General features: G+C 71.4%; 15 protein-coding genes. 7 read left to right on the forward strand and 8 right to left on the reverse strand.

What is annotated here, in order from left to right; translation table 11 throughout:
- Together B5D80_RS15220 and B5D80_RS15225 are read right to left on the reverse strand one after the other, a co-directional pair.
- Positions 1-283 (reverse strand): SDR family NAD(P)-dependent oxidoreductase (locus B5D80_RS15220; protein WP_144081676.1); only part of this gene is annotated, 283 nt, incomplete at its 3' end.
- A gap of 34 nt (positions 284-317) precedes the next feature.
- Entirely contained in the window at positions 318-1967 is a 1650-nt protein-coding gene (locus B5D80_RS15225) for a CocE/NonD family hydrolase (protein WP_088644533.1), read from the reverse strand.
- A gap of 103 nt (positions 1968-2070) precedes the next feature.
- On the opposite strand from B5D80_RS15225, the gene B5D80_RS15230 reads away from it, so the two are divergent.
- The 4 genes from B5D80_RS15230 to B5D80_RS15245 all read left to right on the forward strand — a co-directional run bounded on the left by B5D80_RS15230 (position 2071) and on the right by B5D80_RS15245 (position 5396).
- Complete coding sequence (locus B5D80_RS15230) at positions 2071-3090, forward strand: LysR family transcriptional regulator (protein WP_211291504.1); 1020 nt, start codon at positions 2071-2073, stop codon at positions 3088-3090.
- Between the two features lie 123 nt (positions 3091-3213).
- Positions 3214-3654 carry a MarR family winged helix-turn-helix transcriptional regulator gene (locus B5D80_RS15235; RefSeq protein WP_088644535.1) on the forward strand — a complete coding sequence of 147 codons (441 nt, stop codon included), beginning with the start codon at positions 3214-3216 and terminating at the stop codon, positions 3652-3654.
- Positions 3655-3739: 85 nt separating this feature from the next.
- Positions 3740-4630: an NmrA/HSCARG family protein gene (locus B5D80_RS15240; protein WP_088644536.1), complete on the forward strand. Its 891-nt coding sequence runs from the start codon at positions 3740-3742 to the stop codon at positions 4628-4630.
- A gap of 238 nt (positions 4631-4868) precedes the next feature.
- A complete protein-coding gene (locus tag B5D80_RS15245; RefSeq protein WP_088644537.1) occupies positions 4869-5396 on the forward strand; it encodes a DUF6244 family protein in 528 nt (175 codons plus the stop codon).
- Here the strand turns inward: B5D80_RS15245 and B5D80_RS15250 are convergent.
- A complete protein-coding gene (locus B5D80_RS15250; RefSeq protein WP_088644538.1) occupies positions 5382-9041 on the reverse strand; it encodes a WD40 repeat domain-containing protein in 3660 nt (1219 codons plus the stop codon). The two genes, B5D80_RS15245 and B5D80_RS15250, sit on opposite strands and share 15 nt — an antisense overlap.
- A 52-nt stretch (positions 9042-9093) precedes the next feature.
- Positions 9094-9516, reverse strand: a complete 423-nt coding sequence (locus B5D80_RS33380) for a hypothetical protein (protein ID WP_158224188.1) — start codon at positions 9514-9516, stop codon at positions 9094-9096.
- 79 nt (positions 9517-9595) lie between these two features.
- Between B5D80_RS33380 and B5D80_RS15255 the strand changes: the two genes are divergently transcribed.
- Positions 9596-10864: a DUF4153 domain-containing protein gene (locus B5D80_RS15255; RefSeq protein ID WP_158224189.1), complete on the forward strand. Its 1269-nt coding sequence runs from the start codon at positions 9596-9598 to the stop codon at positions 10862-10864.
- Between the two features lie 106 nt (positions 10865-10970).
- Here the strand turns inward: B5D80_RS15255 and B5D80_RS15260 are convergent, their stop codons facing one another.
- Positions 10971-11600 (reverse strand): TetR/AcrR family transcriptional regulator, encoded by a 630-nt coding sequence (locus B5D80_RS15260; protein WP_088644540.1) that lies wholly within the window; start codon positions 11598-11600, stop codon positions 10971-10973.
- A gap of 169 nt (positions 11601-11769) precedes the next feature.
- On the opposite strand from B5D80_RS15260, the gene B5D80_RS15265 reads away from it, so the two are divergent.
- Positions 11770-12261, forward strand: coding sequence for a hypothetical protein (locus B5D80_RS15265; RefSeq protein ID WP_211291505.1), 492 nt, complete (start codon positions 11770-11772; stop codon positions 12259-12261).
- A gap of 24 nt (positions 12262-12285) precedes the next feature.
- Positions 12286-12990 (forward strand): SIP domain-containing protein, encoded by a 705-nt coding sequence (locus B5D80_RS15270; RefSeq protein ID WP_088644541.1) that lies wholly within the window; start codon positions 12286-12288, stop codon positions 12988-12990.
- 40 nt (positions 12991-13030) lie between these two features.
- Here B5D80_RS15270 and B5D80_RS15275 read toward each other — a convergent pair whose 3' ends face one another.
- The 3 genes from B5D80_RS15275 to B5D80_RS15285 form a co-directional block, all read right to left on the reverse strand.
- Positions 13031-13726: a hypothetical protein gene (locus B5D80_RS15275; RefSeq protein WP_144081677.1), complete on the reverse strand. Its 696-nt coding sequence runs from the start codon at positions 13724-13726 to the stop codon at positions 13031-13033.
- Positions 13727-13797: 71 nt separating this feature from the next.
- On the reverse strand, positions 13798-14079 hold the full coding sequence (locus B5D80_RS15280; RefSeq protein ID WP_088644543.1) for a winged helix-turn-helix transcriptional regulator: 282 nt from the start codon (positions 14077-14079) through the stop codon (positions 13798-13800).
- Positions 14076-14480, reverse strand: coding sequence for a VOC family protein (locus B5D80_RS15285; RefSeq protein WP_088644614.1), 405 nt, complete (start codon positions 14478-14480; stop codon positions 14076-14078). The genes B5D80_RS15280 and B5D80_RS15285 overlap by 4 nt, the downstream gene beginning before the upstream one ends.
- Positions 14481-14770: the final 290 nt, after the last annotated feature.

Consider the following 14770-nt stretch of genomic DNA (forward strand, 5'->3'; position numbering starts at 1 on the left):
ATGATGATGGACATCCTCCCGGAGACCCCAGGTCCCCTGATCTCGGATGTCCGTCAAAACGGGGCAGGCCCACCAGTGCCTCGATATCCGGTACCGATCCCGCGTCACTGCGTACGGCCATTGCGTTCTCGCCGAGCTGATCACGGGCGGCGTCCAGGGTCGCGTGGTCGCGCCCGGTGATCAGGACGCGTGCTCCTGCGTCCACCAGCAGCCGCGCGGTGGCCAGGCCGATTCCGCTGCCGCCTCCCGTGATCACCACGGTCTTGCCCTCGTACGTGCTCATCGTTGACACCTTCTCCTTCGGGAATGGGCGGCGGTCACGGTCCTGCTACCGGCTGAGCGACGGGAAGGATGACGCGGGACCGACCGTGGTGGACCGTGTGGGTGCACGGGGCCAGCCGGACGCCGGTGCCTGGCTGTGCGCCGGTGCCTTCGTTGCGCAGGTAGTGCGGGAACGAGCCGCCGGAGACCTGCAACCTCAGCCGGTGTCCGGGGGCGAGCCGGTGCGCGCAGGGGTCGAGTTCCAGCCGGACCGGCCCGTTCTCGGTCGGTTCCAGGCGGAGAAACGCCTCGGTGAAGTTGTGCGAGCGGCCCTTCGGATCGACGTCGCAGAGCCGGACGAACAGGTCGGCATGCGGGTTGTCCGTGACGTGGTCGAGTTCGACGACCGGCGTGCCGATGATCTCCAGTTCGTCGACGATCGGCGCAGTGGTGAAGGTCAGTACGTCTGCGCGTTGTTCCAGGCTGCGGTTGTCGTGTACACCGGCGCTGCGGTCGAGCAGTGGCCCGCCGACGGTCGGCGTCGGGTCGCCGGGGTCATAGACGAAGGAGGAGTCGCCCTGCGGGACCTGGCGTTCGGTGAGCAGGCCACCAGGGTGCAGGAAGTGCACCTGCTCGGTGCCCGGAGGTGGCCAGGCCGCGTGTTCACGCCATTCGCCAGTGCCGGTGACCTGGATACGGACCGCCTGACGTCGGCGTGTCACCGGCGCACCGGCGAGATGCTCGGCGAGCCAGTCAAGATTCTCCCCGGCCAGTTCGCCGTTGCCGCCGACGACGGTCACCTGGTGGATCCAGGGACCGACGGTGAGCGACACGTCGAGCCCGCGTTCACGCAGCACCGCGTACTGGCGCATGGTCTGCGGAAGCATCACGTCCTGCCAGCCGGCAACCAGCCGAACCGGCACCTGCACCTTCTCCAGCGCTGCGCAGGCGTTGTAGGGCTCCCAGAACGGGTCAGACAGGTCCGGGTGGGACAGCATCTCCCCGAACCACGGCGCCCGGTTCCTGAGCGAGCGCTCGGCTGCCGCGGCGAACGGCAGCCCCGCCAGGGTCGGCGCGTTGAGCCTGGCGGCGAGGGAGAAGACCGTCAGGACCCCCAGCACCCCGAATCGCTCCTGGACGCCGATCGCCCTGGCCCAGGTCAGGAGGTCGTAGACCCGCATCGCACCCGCCGGCCAGGCGAATCGGCCCACGTCGTGCATCCCGGCGATGATGATCGACGTACGCAACTCCGGCGGCGGATCCATCAGCAGGGCCCACTGCGTCCAGCCGACGGCGGAAGCGCCGTAGGTGGCCAGTCGCCCGTCGAACCAGCGCTGCCGGCGCAACCACGCCACGGCGTCCTGCCCGTCATCCATCTCGTTGGCCAACCCCATGAACCGGCCGCCGGAGCCGAACGTGCCCCGGCAGCTCTGCACGACCACGTGGTAGCCCTGCCCCGCGAACAGCCGCGCATCGGCGTTGATCGGCAGGCCACGTCCGTACGGCGTGCGAATCAGCACCGTTCCCCGGCCCTGTTGCCCGACCGGGAGGTAGTGGTCCGTCACCAACGTGACCCCGTCCCGCGCCGGGACCGCGAGGCCGTGTTCCACGCGGATGTCGCAGCGTGCCTTGGGCAGGCGCTGCTGCCGGGCCGTCGCCCGGTCGTACAGCCGGGCGGCCAGGCCGGGTCGCTTCGCCACTGTCATTTACTCAACCTTCCGTCACCAACGAACACGTCACGAGTGTTCGGGCCGGATCGGTTTGGCGTCCAATGAGAAGCTTGCAAGGCGTAATACGGTTAACGTATTCATGCAGGTCAAGGCACTGTTCGCCGGTAATGCCGTGGCTGGGTGGGGTTACGTTTGGCGTATGGCTGAGCCGTCACAGCATTCCGTCGACCTCGACCTGAGGCTGGTGTGGGCCTTCACGGTCGTCGCCGAGCATCGGCACTTCGGCCGCGCAGCTGAAGTGCTGCGCACCACCCAACCGTCGCTGAGTCGGCAGATCCGCAGCCTTGAACGTCAGCTCGGCGCACGCCTGCTCGACCGTGGCCCGCAAGGCAGCCGGCTCACTGAGGCAGGCGAGGTCTTCCTACCGCTGGGGAAGAAGGTGCTGCGCTCCGCGAGCCAGGCGATCACCACGACACAGGCCGCGGCCCAGCCAACCCGTATCACCATCGGCTACCTGTCCGGCCTGATCGTCACCTCCGCCGTCCGCGAGTTACGCCGGCACCACCCGGACGCCGACGTCCGCGTCCAGCACGTCGGCTGGGACGACCCGCGGACCATTCTGTTCGAACACCGGGCGGACGCGGTGGTCACCAGGCTGCCGTTCCCGACCGACGGCCTGCGGGTGACCATCCTCTACGACGAACCTCGCGCGCTGCTCCTGCCGCGAGGGCACCGGCTGTCCGGCAGACCGTCTGTCACCCTGGCCGACCTCGACGGCGAACCCATGCTGCGCGTCAAGGACTTCGCGGCCGAGTGGCACGCCTTCTGGCGCGTCGAGCCCCGCCCCGACGGACATCCCGTCCCCGACGGTGCCCACGTCGAGAACATCGAGGACAAGTTCGAGGCTGTCGCGTCCGGGCAGGCAGTCGCCATCGTCCCCGCGGGCATCGGTGGTTTCCGGCCCGATCTCATCCTCATGCCGATCGTCGGCATCGAGCCGAGCAGAGTCGTGCTCGCCACCCGCGCGAACGACACCAACCGGCTGCTCGTGGCCTTCACCAAACTCGCGCAGACACACGTCACGGAACCAGCACCGCGCCCTCGCGCAGCCCTGACCGGACCCATGGCGCCGGCGCGCACCGGTGGAGGCGCCACCTGAGGGTGAGAGGACGGGGCAGGAGTGCCGGCTGGTCTCGTAGCGGTGTGCATCCCCTGGTGAGCGGCGTGGTCTGCCGGCCCGGCGGGTAGGCTGACCGTTCGTCATCGGACGGGGGAGGCCGGCGTGGGCTATGGCGACAAGCTGTTCTGGCTCTCGGTGGTGATCCAACGCAAGTACGCGCAGATCTGCGCCGAGTTCGACCTGACCCCCGCCCAGGCCACCCTGCTCTGCGCAGTCCGGAACGAGCCGCGGCAGATGGCTGACCTCGCCGCGTCGTTGGGGATGACCAAGAACGCGTTGAGCCAGTTGGTCGACCGCACCGCGCGGCGCGAGTTGGTCGGCCGGGCGAGTTCGGCGCAGGACCGACGGGTCGTCATGCTCGGCGCGACGCCCACGGGGAAGGTGCTCGCCGAGGCCTTCTACACCCAGGTGGTCGAGCGTCTGCCCGAGATCGCGAGGAACCTCGACGCCGACGACCAGCGCGACTTCGAGCGCGTGGCCACCGCCGTCGTGGACACTGCGGACCTCTCTGCGCCCGTCGCGGACCCACCAGCCACACCGTGAGGTCCTGTCACACCGACACCTTGACGTTGTTCATGCCGTGAACTAGTTTCGTTCATGGCATGAACTAGTGAGGGGTGGCAGAGCGATGAGCGCACAGGCGACCGGCACGATCGCAGTCTTCGGCGCGACGGGGCAACAGGGCGGGGCGGTGGTCGACGCGCTGCTGGACCACAGGGCGCAGGTGCGGGCCCTGGTCCGCAACCCGCAGTCCGACCGGGCTCAGGCGCTGGCCGCCCGCGGCGTCGAACTGGCTGCCACCCGGGCCGACGACCCGGCGTCGCTGGCCGCCGCGCTGGCGACGGTCGAGGGGTTCTACTTCATGACCCCGGAGGCGAACAGCCTCGAAGAGGTCGAGGCGGAGGTCCGCATCGGCAAGGCGCTCGTCGACGCGGCGGTCGAGGCGGGCGTCCCGCACGTCGTGTTCAACTCGGTCTTCGGAGCGGACCGGGAGTCGGGCGTGCCGCACCACGACTCGAAGCACCGGATCGAGGAGCACCTGAGAACCTCCGGCCTGCGGGCCTCGATGGTTCGCCCGACCGCCTTCATGGAGAACTTCGCGAGCGTGATGGCACCGAGCCTGGAGCACGGGGAGATCGTGCTGAGGATGCCGCTGTCCGAGGACGTCGCCCTGAAGATGATCTCGATCAGGGACATCGGCCGGGTCGCCGCCGCGCTCCTGCTCGACACCGCGCAGGCACCCGGCGGAGCCGTCGAACTCGTCGGCGACGAGCTGACGGGCCCCCGGATCGCCGCGGCGTTCGGCGCGCACGCCGGGCTCCCGGCACGGTACGAGGCCCTCCCGTTGAGCGTGCTCCCCAACGAACTCGACCAGGCGATGTTCCGCCAGTTCGCGGAGGCGGCGGCACACCCTTCGGACCTCGCGGTGGTGCGCTCGATCGAGCCGACCGCCCTGGACCTGGTCGAGTGGATCCGAGCCACCGGCTGGACCGCGCCTGCGAACGCGGCGGGTTCCTGAGCCCCCCGGCCCCACAGCCGAGAACCTGCCGCCCCAGCCCAAGCAGACCTGCGCGCGGCTGGACCAGGCAACCAGTGGGCCGCCGACCGGGACACGATGACGCATGGCGGCGCTGCCGACGTACCCGCCACGGCTGGTCGACCGGGTCAGGCGTCTGCCGCTGTCTCTGGTGGCCCCGGGGTGTCTTCGGTAGCGTCAGGTGCACGGTTCGCCGTCATCGATTGGGGACGTCACCCACGTGTCACACATTGAGAAGATCACCGGTGAGCTCAAGGCCCTGATGGCGGGCGTCGAGCGGGCGCAGGGGCTGACCACCGCCGCCGACCGGCAGGCGCAGGAGGTGGCGTTGCGTGCCGCGAGCGCCGGCTTCCTCGCTGTCGCGGCGGGCGTGGCCCGGCTGCGGAGCGCCCTCACCGACGTGCAGGGCGGCCTGGGGCGGCTCGGTGGGTCGATCGGTGAGGCGACGAAGGCCGTCGCCGCCGTACCCCAGCAGGCCACCCCGCAGGAGACGATCGCCGCGCTGACGCCCGTGCAGAGCGCCGTCGGCGGCGCCCGCGACGCGGCCGGCGGTGCCATCACCCGGATCGGTGAGACCCAGCAGCTCGTCACCACGATCCTCCAGGGCGGACAACCCGGACCACTGCTACAGGCCCTGGACGGCATCAAACAGGTGCTGATGCAGGTCGTCGCCCGCACGGGCGGCGCACGGCAGGCCGTCGAGGCGGCGATCGCCGAAGCACAGCGGGTGGGATCAGCGGGAAACTGACCGGGGCCGGAGGTCGGGGTAGGTGGATGCGGGCGCGGTCGGGTCGGCTCCCTGGCCGGAGGGTAGCTCGGGGCAGAGACGCCGGTAGGGCTCCGACCCGACGTGGTACGCCCATTCGTCGTCGGTCAGGTTCCGTCCCGCCCGGCGGCAGAGCTCGGCGGGCCAGGTGTCCGGGGTGGGGGTGAGGCGGGCGGTGTGGTCCCAGGAGGTGGTGGCGAGCGTCCTGCCGTCCGGGCTGAAGGCCACCGCCGTGACCCAGCCGACGTGACCGGTGAGACCGACGATCGTCCGGCCACGGTCGCGGTCCCACAGGCGGGTGGTGCCGTCCCGACTGCTGGTGGCGACGGTCCTTCCGTCCGGGCTGAACGCGACCGCGTTCACCTCCGCGGTGTGCCCGGTCAGGACGGAGGCCACCCGACGGGCGGCGATGTCCCACAGCAGGGCGGTGCCGTCGGCGGGGGCGATGGCGAGGGTCCGGCCGTCCGGGCTGAACGCCACCGCGTTCAGGTGGCCGGTCCCGGGCGCCAGGGTGACGATGCTGCTGCCGGCGTCGGAGTCCCAGAGCCGGACCGTGCCGTCGGTCGAGGCGGTCGAGGCGGTGCTGCCGTCGGGGCTGAAGTCCACGGCGTCCACCCAGCCGGTGTGGCCGGTCAGCACGGCGGACGCACGTCGGGTGGCCAGGTCCCACAACCGGGCCGTTCCGTCGGTGGACGCGCTGGCCAGGAGCTGACCGTCGGGGCTGAAGGCGACCGAGGCGACGCCGTCGGTGTGCCCGGTGAGGGTGGCCTTGCGTCGGCGGGTGCCGGTGTCCCAGAGTCGGATCCGGCCGTCCTTGTGCCCGGTGGCAAGGGTCGTACCGTCCGGGCTGAACGCCACGGTGAAGACGAAGCCGGCCCGGGCGTCGAGGACGGCGAGCTGACCCTGCTGGGCGGTGTCCCACAGGCGGACGGTGCCGTCCCTGCTTCCCGTGGCGACGGTTCGGCCGTCCGGGCTGAACGCCACCGCGTCGACGTAGCCGGTGTGGCCCCCGAGCGTGGCGACGGAACTGCTCGTCCTCGTGTCCCACGTGCGGGCGGTGCCGTCCCGGCTGCCGGTCACGACGGTCGTACCGTCGGGACTCGTCCCCACGGCGAGCACCTCGTCGGTGTGGCCGGTGAGGGTGGCCAGGGGCTGGTGCGTGATGGTGTCCCAGATCCGCGCGGTGCCGTCCCAGCTTCCGGTCACCACGGTGCGGCCGTCGGCTCCGAACGCCACGGCCCGCACGACGCGGGTGTGCCCGACGAGACTGGCCCGGGACTCGTGGGTCGTGACGTCCCAGATCCGCGCGGTGCCGTCGGCGGAACCCGTGACGAGGGTCGTGCCGTCCGGGCTCAACGCGACCGCGAAGACCTCGCCCGTGTGCCCGGAGAGGACCGTCGTGTGACGGGTCGCCGTGTTCCACAGCCGGGCGGTGTTGTCGTCCCCGCCGGTGGCCAGGATCAGCCCGGTGCGGTCGAAGGTCACCGCGTTCACCGGGCCGTCGTGGCCGACCGGCACGGGCCGGGAAAGGCCGGTGCGGGTGTCCCAGAGCCGGACGGCACCGTCGGCGTGCCCGGTCGCGATGGTCGTACCGTCCGGATGGAAGGCCACCGTGTCGACTGCGGCGCGAGCCGTCAACGTGCCGAGGGGTCGGTGGGTGGTCGCGTCCCACAGTCGCACGGTGCCGTCGACTCCCCCGGTCGCCAGCAGACGTCCGTCCCGGGTGAAGGCGATCGCCGTCACGGCACTGCCCTGGGTGAGCGCGGCGGTCGGGCCGGCGGTCCACAGCCGGATGGTGCCGTCGTCGCCGCCGGTGGCGACGGTGCCGCCGTCGGGGCTGTACGCGGCGGCGGTCACCGCGCCGGAGTGACCGATCAGTGGCCGCGCGACGTGCATCGGGACCGAGAGTGCCGCCTGCGCGCTGGCCACGGTCTGCGCCGTCACGGAGTGGCCGAGCCCGGCCAGCGCCAGCAGGTTCGCCAGGTCGGGCTGGGTCGCCAGCGCCGCACGCGACCGGGCGGCCAGGCTGTCGGCGACGGCGAGGTCACGTTGGGCGTTCGCCGCGACGGTCTGCACCACGGCGAGGACGGCCAGCAGGCTGACCGTGACCAGGCCCGCGACCAGGCTGCCGATGGTGACCCGCATCCGCCGCCGGCGGCGGGCGTGCTCGCGGGTCTGCCGGGCCAGGCTGGCGGCGAGGAAATCGCGTTCGGTCCCGTTGAGGGCTTCGGTGTCCCGGTCGGCCCAGCCCGCGAGCAGGCTGCCCCGGTACAGGAACGCGTCGTCCCCGCCGTGCGTCGCCCAGTCGGTGGCGGCACCGGTGAGGCGGCGGTGGGCGCGTAACGACTCGCGGTCGGCGGCGAGCCAGTCCCGAAGCGTCGGCCAGCCCCGGATGAGCGCCTCGTGGGCGATCTCCACGGTCTCCTCGCCGATCGTCACCAACCGGGCCGCCGCGAGTCGTTCCAGGACGTACGCGGTGACGGCGTCGTCGCCGAGCTCCGCGCGGGCGACCCGCCGGCGGGTGTCCTCGGTGCCGTCGCCCAGCGCGGTCAGCCGCAACAGGATCCGTCGGACCGCCAGGCGGTGCTCCTCGTCCAGCTCCCCGAACACCCGATCGGCCGACTGCGCGAGCGCGCCGTCCAGGCCGCCGGCCGCCTCGTAGCCGGCCAGGAACAGCCCGGCGCCGCGCCGCCGCCGCCAGGTCTCCCACAGGGCGTGGGAGACGAACGGCAACACCGCCGGCCGGGACGCCGCCTCGGCGATGATCGTGGCGACGAGGGTCTTCTCCACCATCAGCCCGGTCCGGGCCGCCGGTTCGGTGACGGCGACCGACAGCTCCTCGGGCGTCATCGGGCCGACCAGTAGCTGCGCGTCCTGCAGCGCCGCCACCAGCTCGGGCACCCGGGTGCAGTGCGCGTAGAAATCGGCCCGCAACCCGATCACCACCCGGGTGCGGCCGCCCGCCTCGCCCGCCACCGCGAGCAACGCGCGGATGAAGGTCTCCCGCTCGGACTCGTCCGCGCAGAGGGAGAACACCTCCTCGAACTGGTCGACGATCAGCAGACCGTCGGTTCCCGCCACCGGGTTGTCCGCCAGCTCCCGCACCGGGTGGGCACCGGGGGTGATCACCACGGTCCGCAGCTCCTCGTTCGCGCGCCAGGCCGGCAGCAGACCGGCCCGCAGCAGGGACGACTTGCCCGAGCCCGACGGCCCGACCACCGCGACGAACCGGTGCCGGGCCAGCCGGTCCGTGAGGTCGGCGACGAGGCGGTCCCGACCGCAGAACAGGTCCGCGTCGTCGGGTCCGTAGGCGGCCAGGCCCAGGTAGGGCGGCCGGTCCCCGACCGGATCGGAGGCACCGGTCGTCGGTGGCGTCGCGGCGTCCAGTTCCGCGACCGCACTCCGCCAGCGGGCCGTCCACTCGTCGGGGTCGCCGTCGCAGGCGCGGGCGTACGCCACCGCCACCGCCAGGGTCGGCAGCCGGTCACCCGCAGCGGCCTGCGCCAGCGCGGTTGCCGAGTAGTGCGCCCGCTTGGCCAACACGCGGTACGTCGGATTGCCCGCCGACTGCCGCAGCTCCCGTAGGGCGACGGCGAACCGCTGCGCCGGCCCCTCGCCCGGATCCACCGGACGCTCCGGACGCGGCATTTCCCACCCCCAATGACAGATGCGAATGCTATCAGCGGCCGTCGTCGAATCGCCTGGTCGGCGGTTGTTCAGTTCCCACCCCCGGAAACCGGACAACGTCGAACCACGGAAACGGTCGAGTCGGTTGTCCACTGTTGTTTGTCCATACCGCACTGCCGAAGCCGGACAACCCACCGCCCGCTAGACACAGATCCGTAAGCCGCGTCACCGCGTCCAAAGGGGATCTGATGTCGTTGCCCGTCACGAGCGCCACGCCACCACCGGGCGAGCCGCCCGAGCCGTCGTCCTCGACCGGGCCTTCGTCGCCCGGGTCCGGGCCGCCCGGAGCCACGCCCGCGCCACGGCCCCGGGCGGCGATCACCGCCACCGCGGGCGCCGCGATCGTGGCGGCCGTCGCGCTGTCGTGGGACCGGCCGGGCATCGGGTGGCTGTTGACCGCGCTCGCCGTCGCCACCGCGACAGTGGTCTCGGCCGGCCGCGGTTCTGCGTGGTCCGGTCGTACTGCGGTCCGGGCCGGTGAGGCGGTAGCCGTGGTGGTGCTGATCGCCGTGGGCGCGGTGCGCGCGGCGGAGTGGCTGTTCGTGCTGTGCGTGCTTGCCGCCGGGGTGGTCGGCTGCGTGGCCCTGACCGATCGCTGGTCGGCCGGCAGCCTGGTGGCCGCCCCGCTGCGGGTGGCCGGTTCGGTGCCGGCAGCGCTGCGGTGGCTGCTCAGGGGCGCGATCAGGATCCACGTTCAGGATCGGGGCGCGGCCCGGCGGACCACCGTCGCCGGGCTGGTGGCGGTGGCGTTGCTGGCCGTGTTCGGGTTCCTGCTGGCCGAGGCGGACGCGGCGTTCGCCGAGATGCTGTCCGTGCTGATCCCGTCGGTCGACGGCGGCACCCTGGTGCGGTGGCTGGGGTCGGCGGTCGCCGCCGTCGTGGTGACGGCGGTCGCGGCTCACGGTCTGCTGACCGGCACGCCCGTGCCCGAACCGGGGTCGCGGCCGGGGCTGGTCCGGCGGGTCGAGTGGGCCCTTCCGGTCGGCGGACTGGTCGCACTGTTCGCGGGCTTCGTCGCGGTCCAGGCGACGGTCCTGTTCGGCGGCGGTGAGCACGTGGCGAAGACCGCCGGGCTGACGTACGCCGAGTACGCCAGGGCCGGCTTCTGGCAGCTACTGGTGGTCACCGGGCTCACCGTGATCGTGGTGGGCGTGGCGGCCCAGATCGCGCCCCGGGCCACGGTGTCCGACCGGGTGCTGTTGCGCACGCTGCTGGGACTGCTGTCGGTCCTGACCCTGGTCATCGTCGCCTCGGCCCTGTCCCGGATGGCGGCCTACGAGCAGGCGTACGGGTTCACCAGGCAACGGTTGCTGGTGACCGTCGGCGAACTGTGGCTGGGGGTGCTCTTCCTGCTCACCCTGGTGGCCGGGATCAAGCTGCGGGGACGATGGGTGCCCCGGGCCGCCCTCGCCGCGGCCGTCGGCGCGCTGATCGGCCTGGCCGTGCTCAATCCCGACGCGTTCATCGCCCGACAGAACGTGAACCGGGCCGAGAAGCACGGGATCGACTTGTACTACCTCAGCACCCTGTCCGCAGATGCCGTTCCGGCGCTGCGGAAGCTGCCGGAGCCGTACCGCTCCTGTGCGTTGGCCGTAATCGCCGACGAACTGAACGGCGGCTCGGCACCCTCGTCGGGGTCCGACCGGCGCGACGCGTGGCAGGAGTGGAACCTGGGCCGCGCCACCGCCCGGGCCCACCTCGACGATGACGCCCTGCGTCCGTGTTCGGCGGCGTACGGGCAGTACTTGCCTGACGCTGACTGAGCTCCCGGCCTGACGACGGTCGGCGGGCAGGTCGCGGGCCTCGTCGTGGGGTTCCCGGATGATGGCGGGCTGGACGGGGCCGGCCCCGGTTGCACGCCGACGGCGGTCATTCCGCGTGTCGGTCGCCGCGTAGGTACCGGGTCACCATGTTCGCCAGTTCGCGCTCGAATCGTTCGACCGGGATCGGTCGGGGGTCGGCCATCAGCTTGTGCGTGTTGATCTCCACCGTGAACACGATGAGTTCGGCTGCCGTGTCGAGGTCGGTCACGCGGACGTCCGGGTGCAGGGCGAGCAGGTCACGGATCTGGGCGACGCGTTGCCTGCCGTGCCGGTCGATGGTGTCGAGCAGCTCCTGCGACAGCGGCGCTTCCTCGATCATGATGCGCAGCAGTTGCGGGTCCTCGCTGTGGTTGTCGATCGCGTCGCGGACCAGGGCCCGGACCGTCGCCGCCAGGGTGCCCGGTGACAGGTCGAGTTCGTCGGCCCGGGTCCAGGTGCCGCGATCGATGTGCCGCACCAGCAGCGCGGCGAGGATCGCGTCCTTGTTCGGAAAGTACTGGTACAGCGATCCGATGGAGACCCGGGCCCGTTCGGCGATGCGGTTCGTGGTGCCGGCGGCGTAGCCGTACTCGCTGAAAACGTGAGCAGCGGCGGCCAGGATGCGCTCCCGGGTGAGTTCGGCCCGCACCTGGCGGGGCTCGCGACGAGGCTGGAGACGACGGTCGGCTGACGGCATCCGAGGGTCCTTCCGGGGCACGGAAAGCGAGTAGGCAAAGAGCTGAGCTATTGCTCATAATAGAGCTCTGAGCTGCCGAAACAAGGTGTCACCGATTCGGTGCATCGACAGCCGACGGCACCTTCGCCGGCTACCCGGCCCACCCCGCCCCCGGCCGAGAGGAACCGTGGTGTTGCATCGACTCACGACCGTGGACGAGGTCGAGGCGCTCGTCGGCCGCCCACCGGCCGCGGTCATGCTCAAACAGGTCGGTGCCCTCGACGCGGGCTGCCGCACCGTCCTGGCCCACAGCCCGGTCGCGGCGTTCGGCTACCGCGACACCGGCGGCACGAGCCGGACGACGTTCGTCGGCGGCGTCACCGGGTTCGCCCGCGTCCACTCCCCCACGCGGCTCTCGTTCGCCCTCCCCGCTGCCGACGCCGCCCCCGGGCCGGCGTCGATGTTCTTCCTGCTGCCAGGCGTCGGTGAGGTCCTGCGCGTCAACGGCACGGTCACCTCCCGGCAGGGAGCACGGACCACGGTGGCGATCAGGCAGGCGTACGTGCACTGCGCGCAGGCCCCGCAGCAGCGGGCCGCCGGCTACACCCTGACGTGTGTCGGCCAACCCCTGTCCGAGGTGACCATCGACCTCGCCGAGCCCCCTCCACCGCGAATTCCCTGAGCCCCTCGGTAAGGAGACACCCTCATGCCCACAGCACCGGCCCTCGTCGGCAGACTCGCCGAAACCTTCCTCGGACGTCGAGCGCGCGTGCTGCGTGCTGCGCAGATCGCGCCTCACTTCCTGGAAGTCGAGTTCCACGCCCAACCGCCGGCGGGCGGGTGGCGGCCCGGCCACGAGGTGCAGGTTCGCGCCACTGCGACAGAGGGACGCCGCTACACCGTCCGCACTGTCGAAGCAGCCGACCGCATCACCGTTCTCGCCGTCCTGCACGGCGACGGACCGGGTGCGCGATGGCTGCAGAACCTGCGCCCAGGGACGGAAACCACGCTGTTGGCCGGTCGCCACGTCCCGTTGAGGGTGACTGGCACTCGGCGGCTGCTCATCGGCGACGGCTCCGCGCTCGGCACCCTCGATGCCGTCGCCAGCGCCGACCCCCACGCGCCGACCGTTCTGGTCGAGGCTCCGTCCGACGCGGTCGACCAGCTCCGCGAGCGATGGCCGCGTTACCGGTTCCTCGCCGCGCTCGCCGACGATCCGGGGGCCACGATCCGCTCGTGGCTCGACGAGTCGATTCGCCGCGAGGAGCTCACCGGTATCGACGGCGTGCTCCTGCTCGGGCATGCCCAGTCCATCCAATGCCAACGAGAGGCACTCGTCGGCGCGGGCCTCCTCGACCGACGCGCGATCACCACGCGGCCCTACTGGGCCACGGGCAAGGTCGGACTGTAGCCGGAAACGAGCAAGCGTGTCGCTTGTGGCGGTTGATGCGCTAGCCAGTGGTACTCGTGCTTTCCGTCGCGTCGCCGGAATTCCCGGTGCGGGTGACGGTGGCGAGAGAGACGCCCCACGCGGCGACCAGCGCCGGTACCAGTGAGTTCCACCAGTTCGGTGTCAACCAGGGGAAGGAGCCCGCGACGAATGCGGCTGCGGCAACGATGCCGACAGCTCGCCCGATCAGTCCGGCGCGGGTCGACCAGCTGAGCGTGACCGCGGCAACGGCGAGACCCAGGAACGCCACGTGCAGGGCGCCGAACGTCGAGCTGACGAGCAGGGCTACGACCTCGGTTGACAGGTCGATCTCAAACACCGGGTAGACCAGACGCCCCACCGCGAGCAGCACGACGACGAGCGCGACGAGGGCGACAGTGAGAGCGGTCCCTCCCGCGTCGATCCGCGCCGACGGGCCGGCCCGGCCCGTGCTGAGGAGGCCGCGCGCACCGGCTCCCCAGCAGATGACCGCGAAGAACAGCAGTTCGTTGCTCCACAGTAGTAACGAGTGGCCGCGTTCGACCCACGCCGTGATCGCGGTCGCCTCGGCAGGCGGGTCAGGAAGAAGCGACAACAGCAGGAGGGCCACGGCGGTGAGGAGTGCCCCCACGATCATCAGCCAGCGGTGCACCCGTACGTCGGCCGACTGGCGCGGCGTCATGTCTCGTACCATCGGACCGCCCGCGGTGGCAGTCATCTCTCCACCGTGCCCTGCATACTGCGCCTCCCGTGAATGATGAGCCATGATGCCGGACGGTCGCCGCCGGATCAGGAGTCGCGCCTGCCCCAGTTGCCGAGTGCGACGATCGCCTCGCGCAGGGCGAACCCGCGATCGGTCAGCGCGTAGGCCCGGGTGTTGTGTCGAAGGGGCAGGCGGATCAGCACTCCAGCCGCTTCGAGTTCGCGTAGGCGTGTCGCGAGCATGTTGGTCGGCACGCCGAGGTCGCGCTGCAGATCGCCGTAGCGTTGTGGCCCGTCGAGCAGCCGTTCCACGATGAGTAGGGCCCACCGCGCTCCGACGATGTCGAGGGCCGCGGCGAGGTCGCTCACGCGGTCGGGTCGGCGTCCGCTTTCATCCAGAACGGCGAGTAGTGGTAGCCGTCAGGGTCGTCGAACTGACGCTGGTACATGAAGGGGTAGTCGTCGGTGTCACCGATCCGCCCGCCAGCGGCGCCGGCGCGGTCGACGAGCTCGTCGACCGCCTCCCGGCTGCCCAGGTCGAACGAGACCGTGACCTTCGAGGGCGTCTGCGGTCCGCCGATCAGCTCTTCGACTCCGCCGACGCTCGCGTACATCTCGCGGCTGCCGAGCATGACGTACTGCTCGGGGGCGATCGCGAAGCACGACACGTTGTGGTCGGACATCTCGGCGTTGAGGGTCCAGCCGAGGGCGGTGTAGAAGGCGGTGGCGCGCTCGACGCTCTCGACCGGGCAGGTGATGAAGATGCTCATGCGGGCCATGCTTGCAAAATGCAAGTGAACCGTCAAGCGGTGCCCGCCCCGCACGAGGATCGGCTGCTGCCTGCGTCGACCTGCCACGAGCCGGGTTCGTCCGGAAGGTCCCCCGTCTGGCCAACCGGCGACCGCGCCGGGAAACCCGGCGGAGCGCTGCGCTGACCGGGCGACGAACGGATCACGGCACGAACGGCAGGGGTGGCGCTGTCGGGAGTACCTGCGTTGTGCAGCCGCGGATTCGGGGCTGGCATCATCTCCTGTCGGCGGTCCCGGGTCGCCGGTCGCGC

The organism is Micromonospora wenchangensis (genome assembly GCF_002210435.1).
In the GTDB taxonomy this organism is placed as follows: domain Bacteria; phylum Actinomycetota; class Actinomycetes; order Mycobacteriales; family Micromonosporaceae; genus Micromonospora; species Micromonospora wenchangensis.

Bases quoted from the DNA above. Each gene is read 5' to 3' on its own strand.
- B5D80_RS15225 (WP_088644533.1), bottom strand. From the start codon at position 1,967: ATGACAGTGGCGAAGCGACCCGGCCTGGCCGCCCGGCTGTACGACCGG.
- B5D80_RS15230 (WP_211291504.1), top strand. From the start codon at position 2,071: ATGCAGGTCAAGGCACTGTTCGCCGGTAATGCCGTGGCTGGGTGGGGT.
- B5D80_RS15240 (WP_088644536.1), top strand. From the start codon at position 3,740: ATGAGCGCACAGGCGACCGGCACGATCGCAGTCTTCGGCGCGACGGGG.
- B5D80_RS15260 (WP_088644540.1), bottom strand. From the start codon at position 11,600: ATGCCGTCAGCCGACCGTCGTCTCCAGCCTCGTCGCGAGCCCCGCCAG.
- B5D80_RS15270 (WP_088644541.1), top strand. From the start codon at position 12,286: ATGCCCACAGCACCGGCCCTCGTCGGCAGACTCGCCGAAACCTTCCTC.
- B5D80_RS15275 (WP_144081677.1), bottom strand. From the start codon at position 13,726: ATGACTGCCACCGCGGGCGGTCCGATGGTACGAGACATGACGCCGCGC.
- B5D80_RS15285 (WP_088644614.1), bottom strand. From the start codon at position 14,480: ATGAGCATCTTCATCACCTGCCCGGTCGAGAGCGTCGAGCGCGCCACC.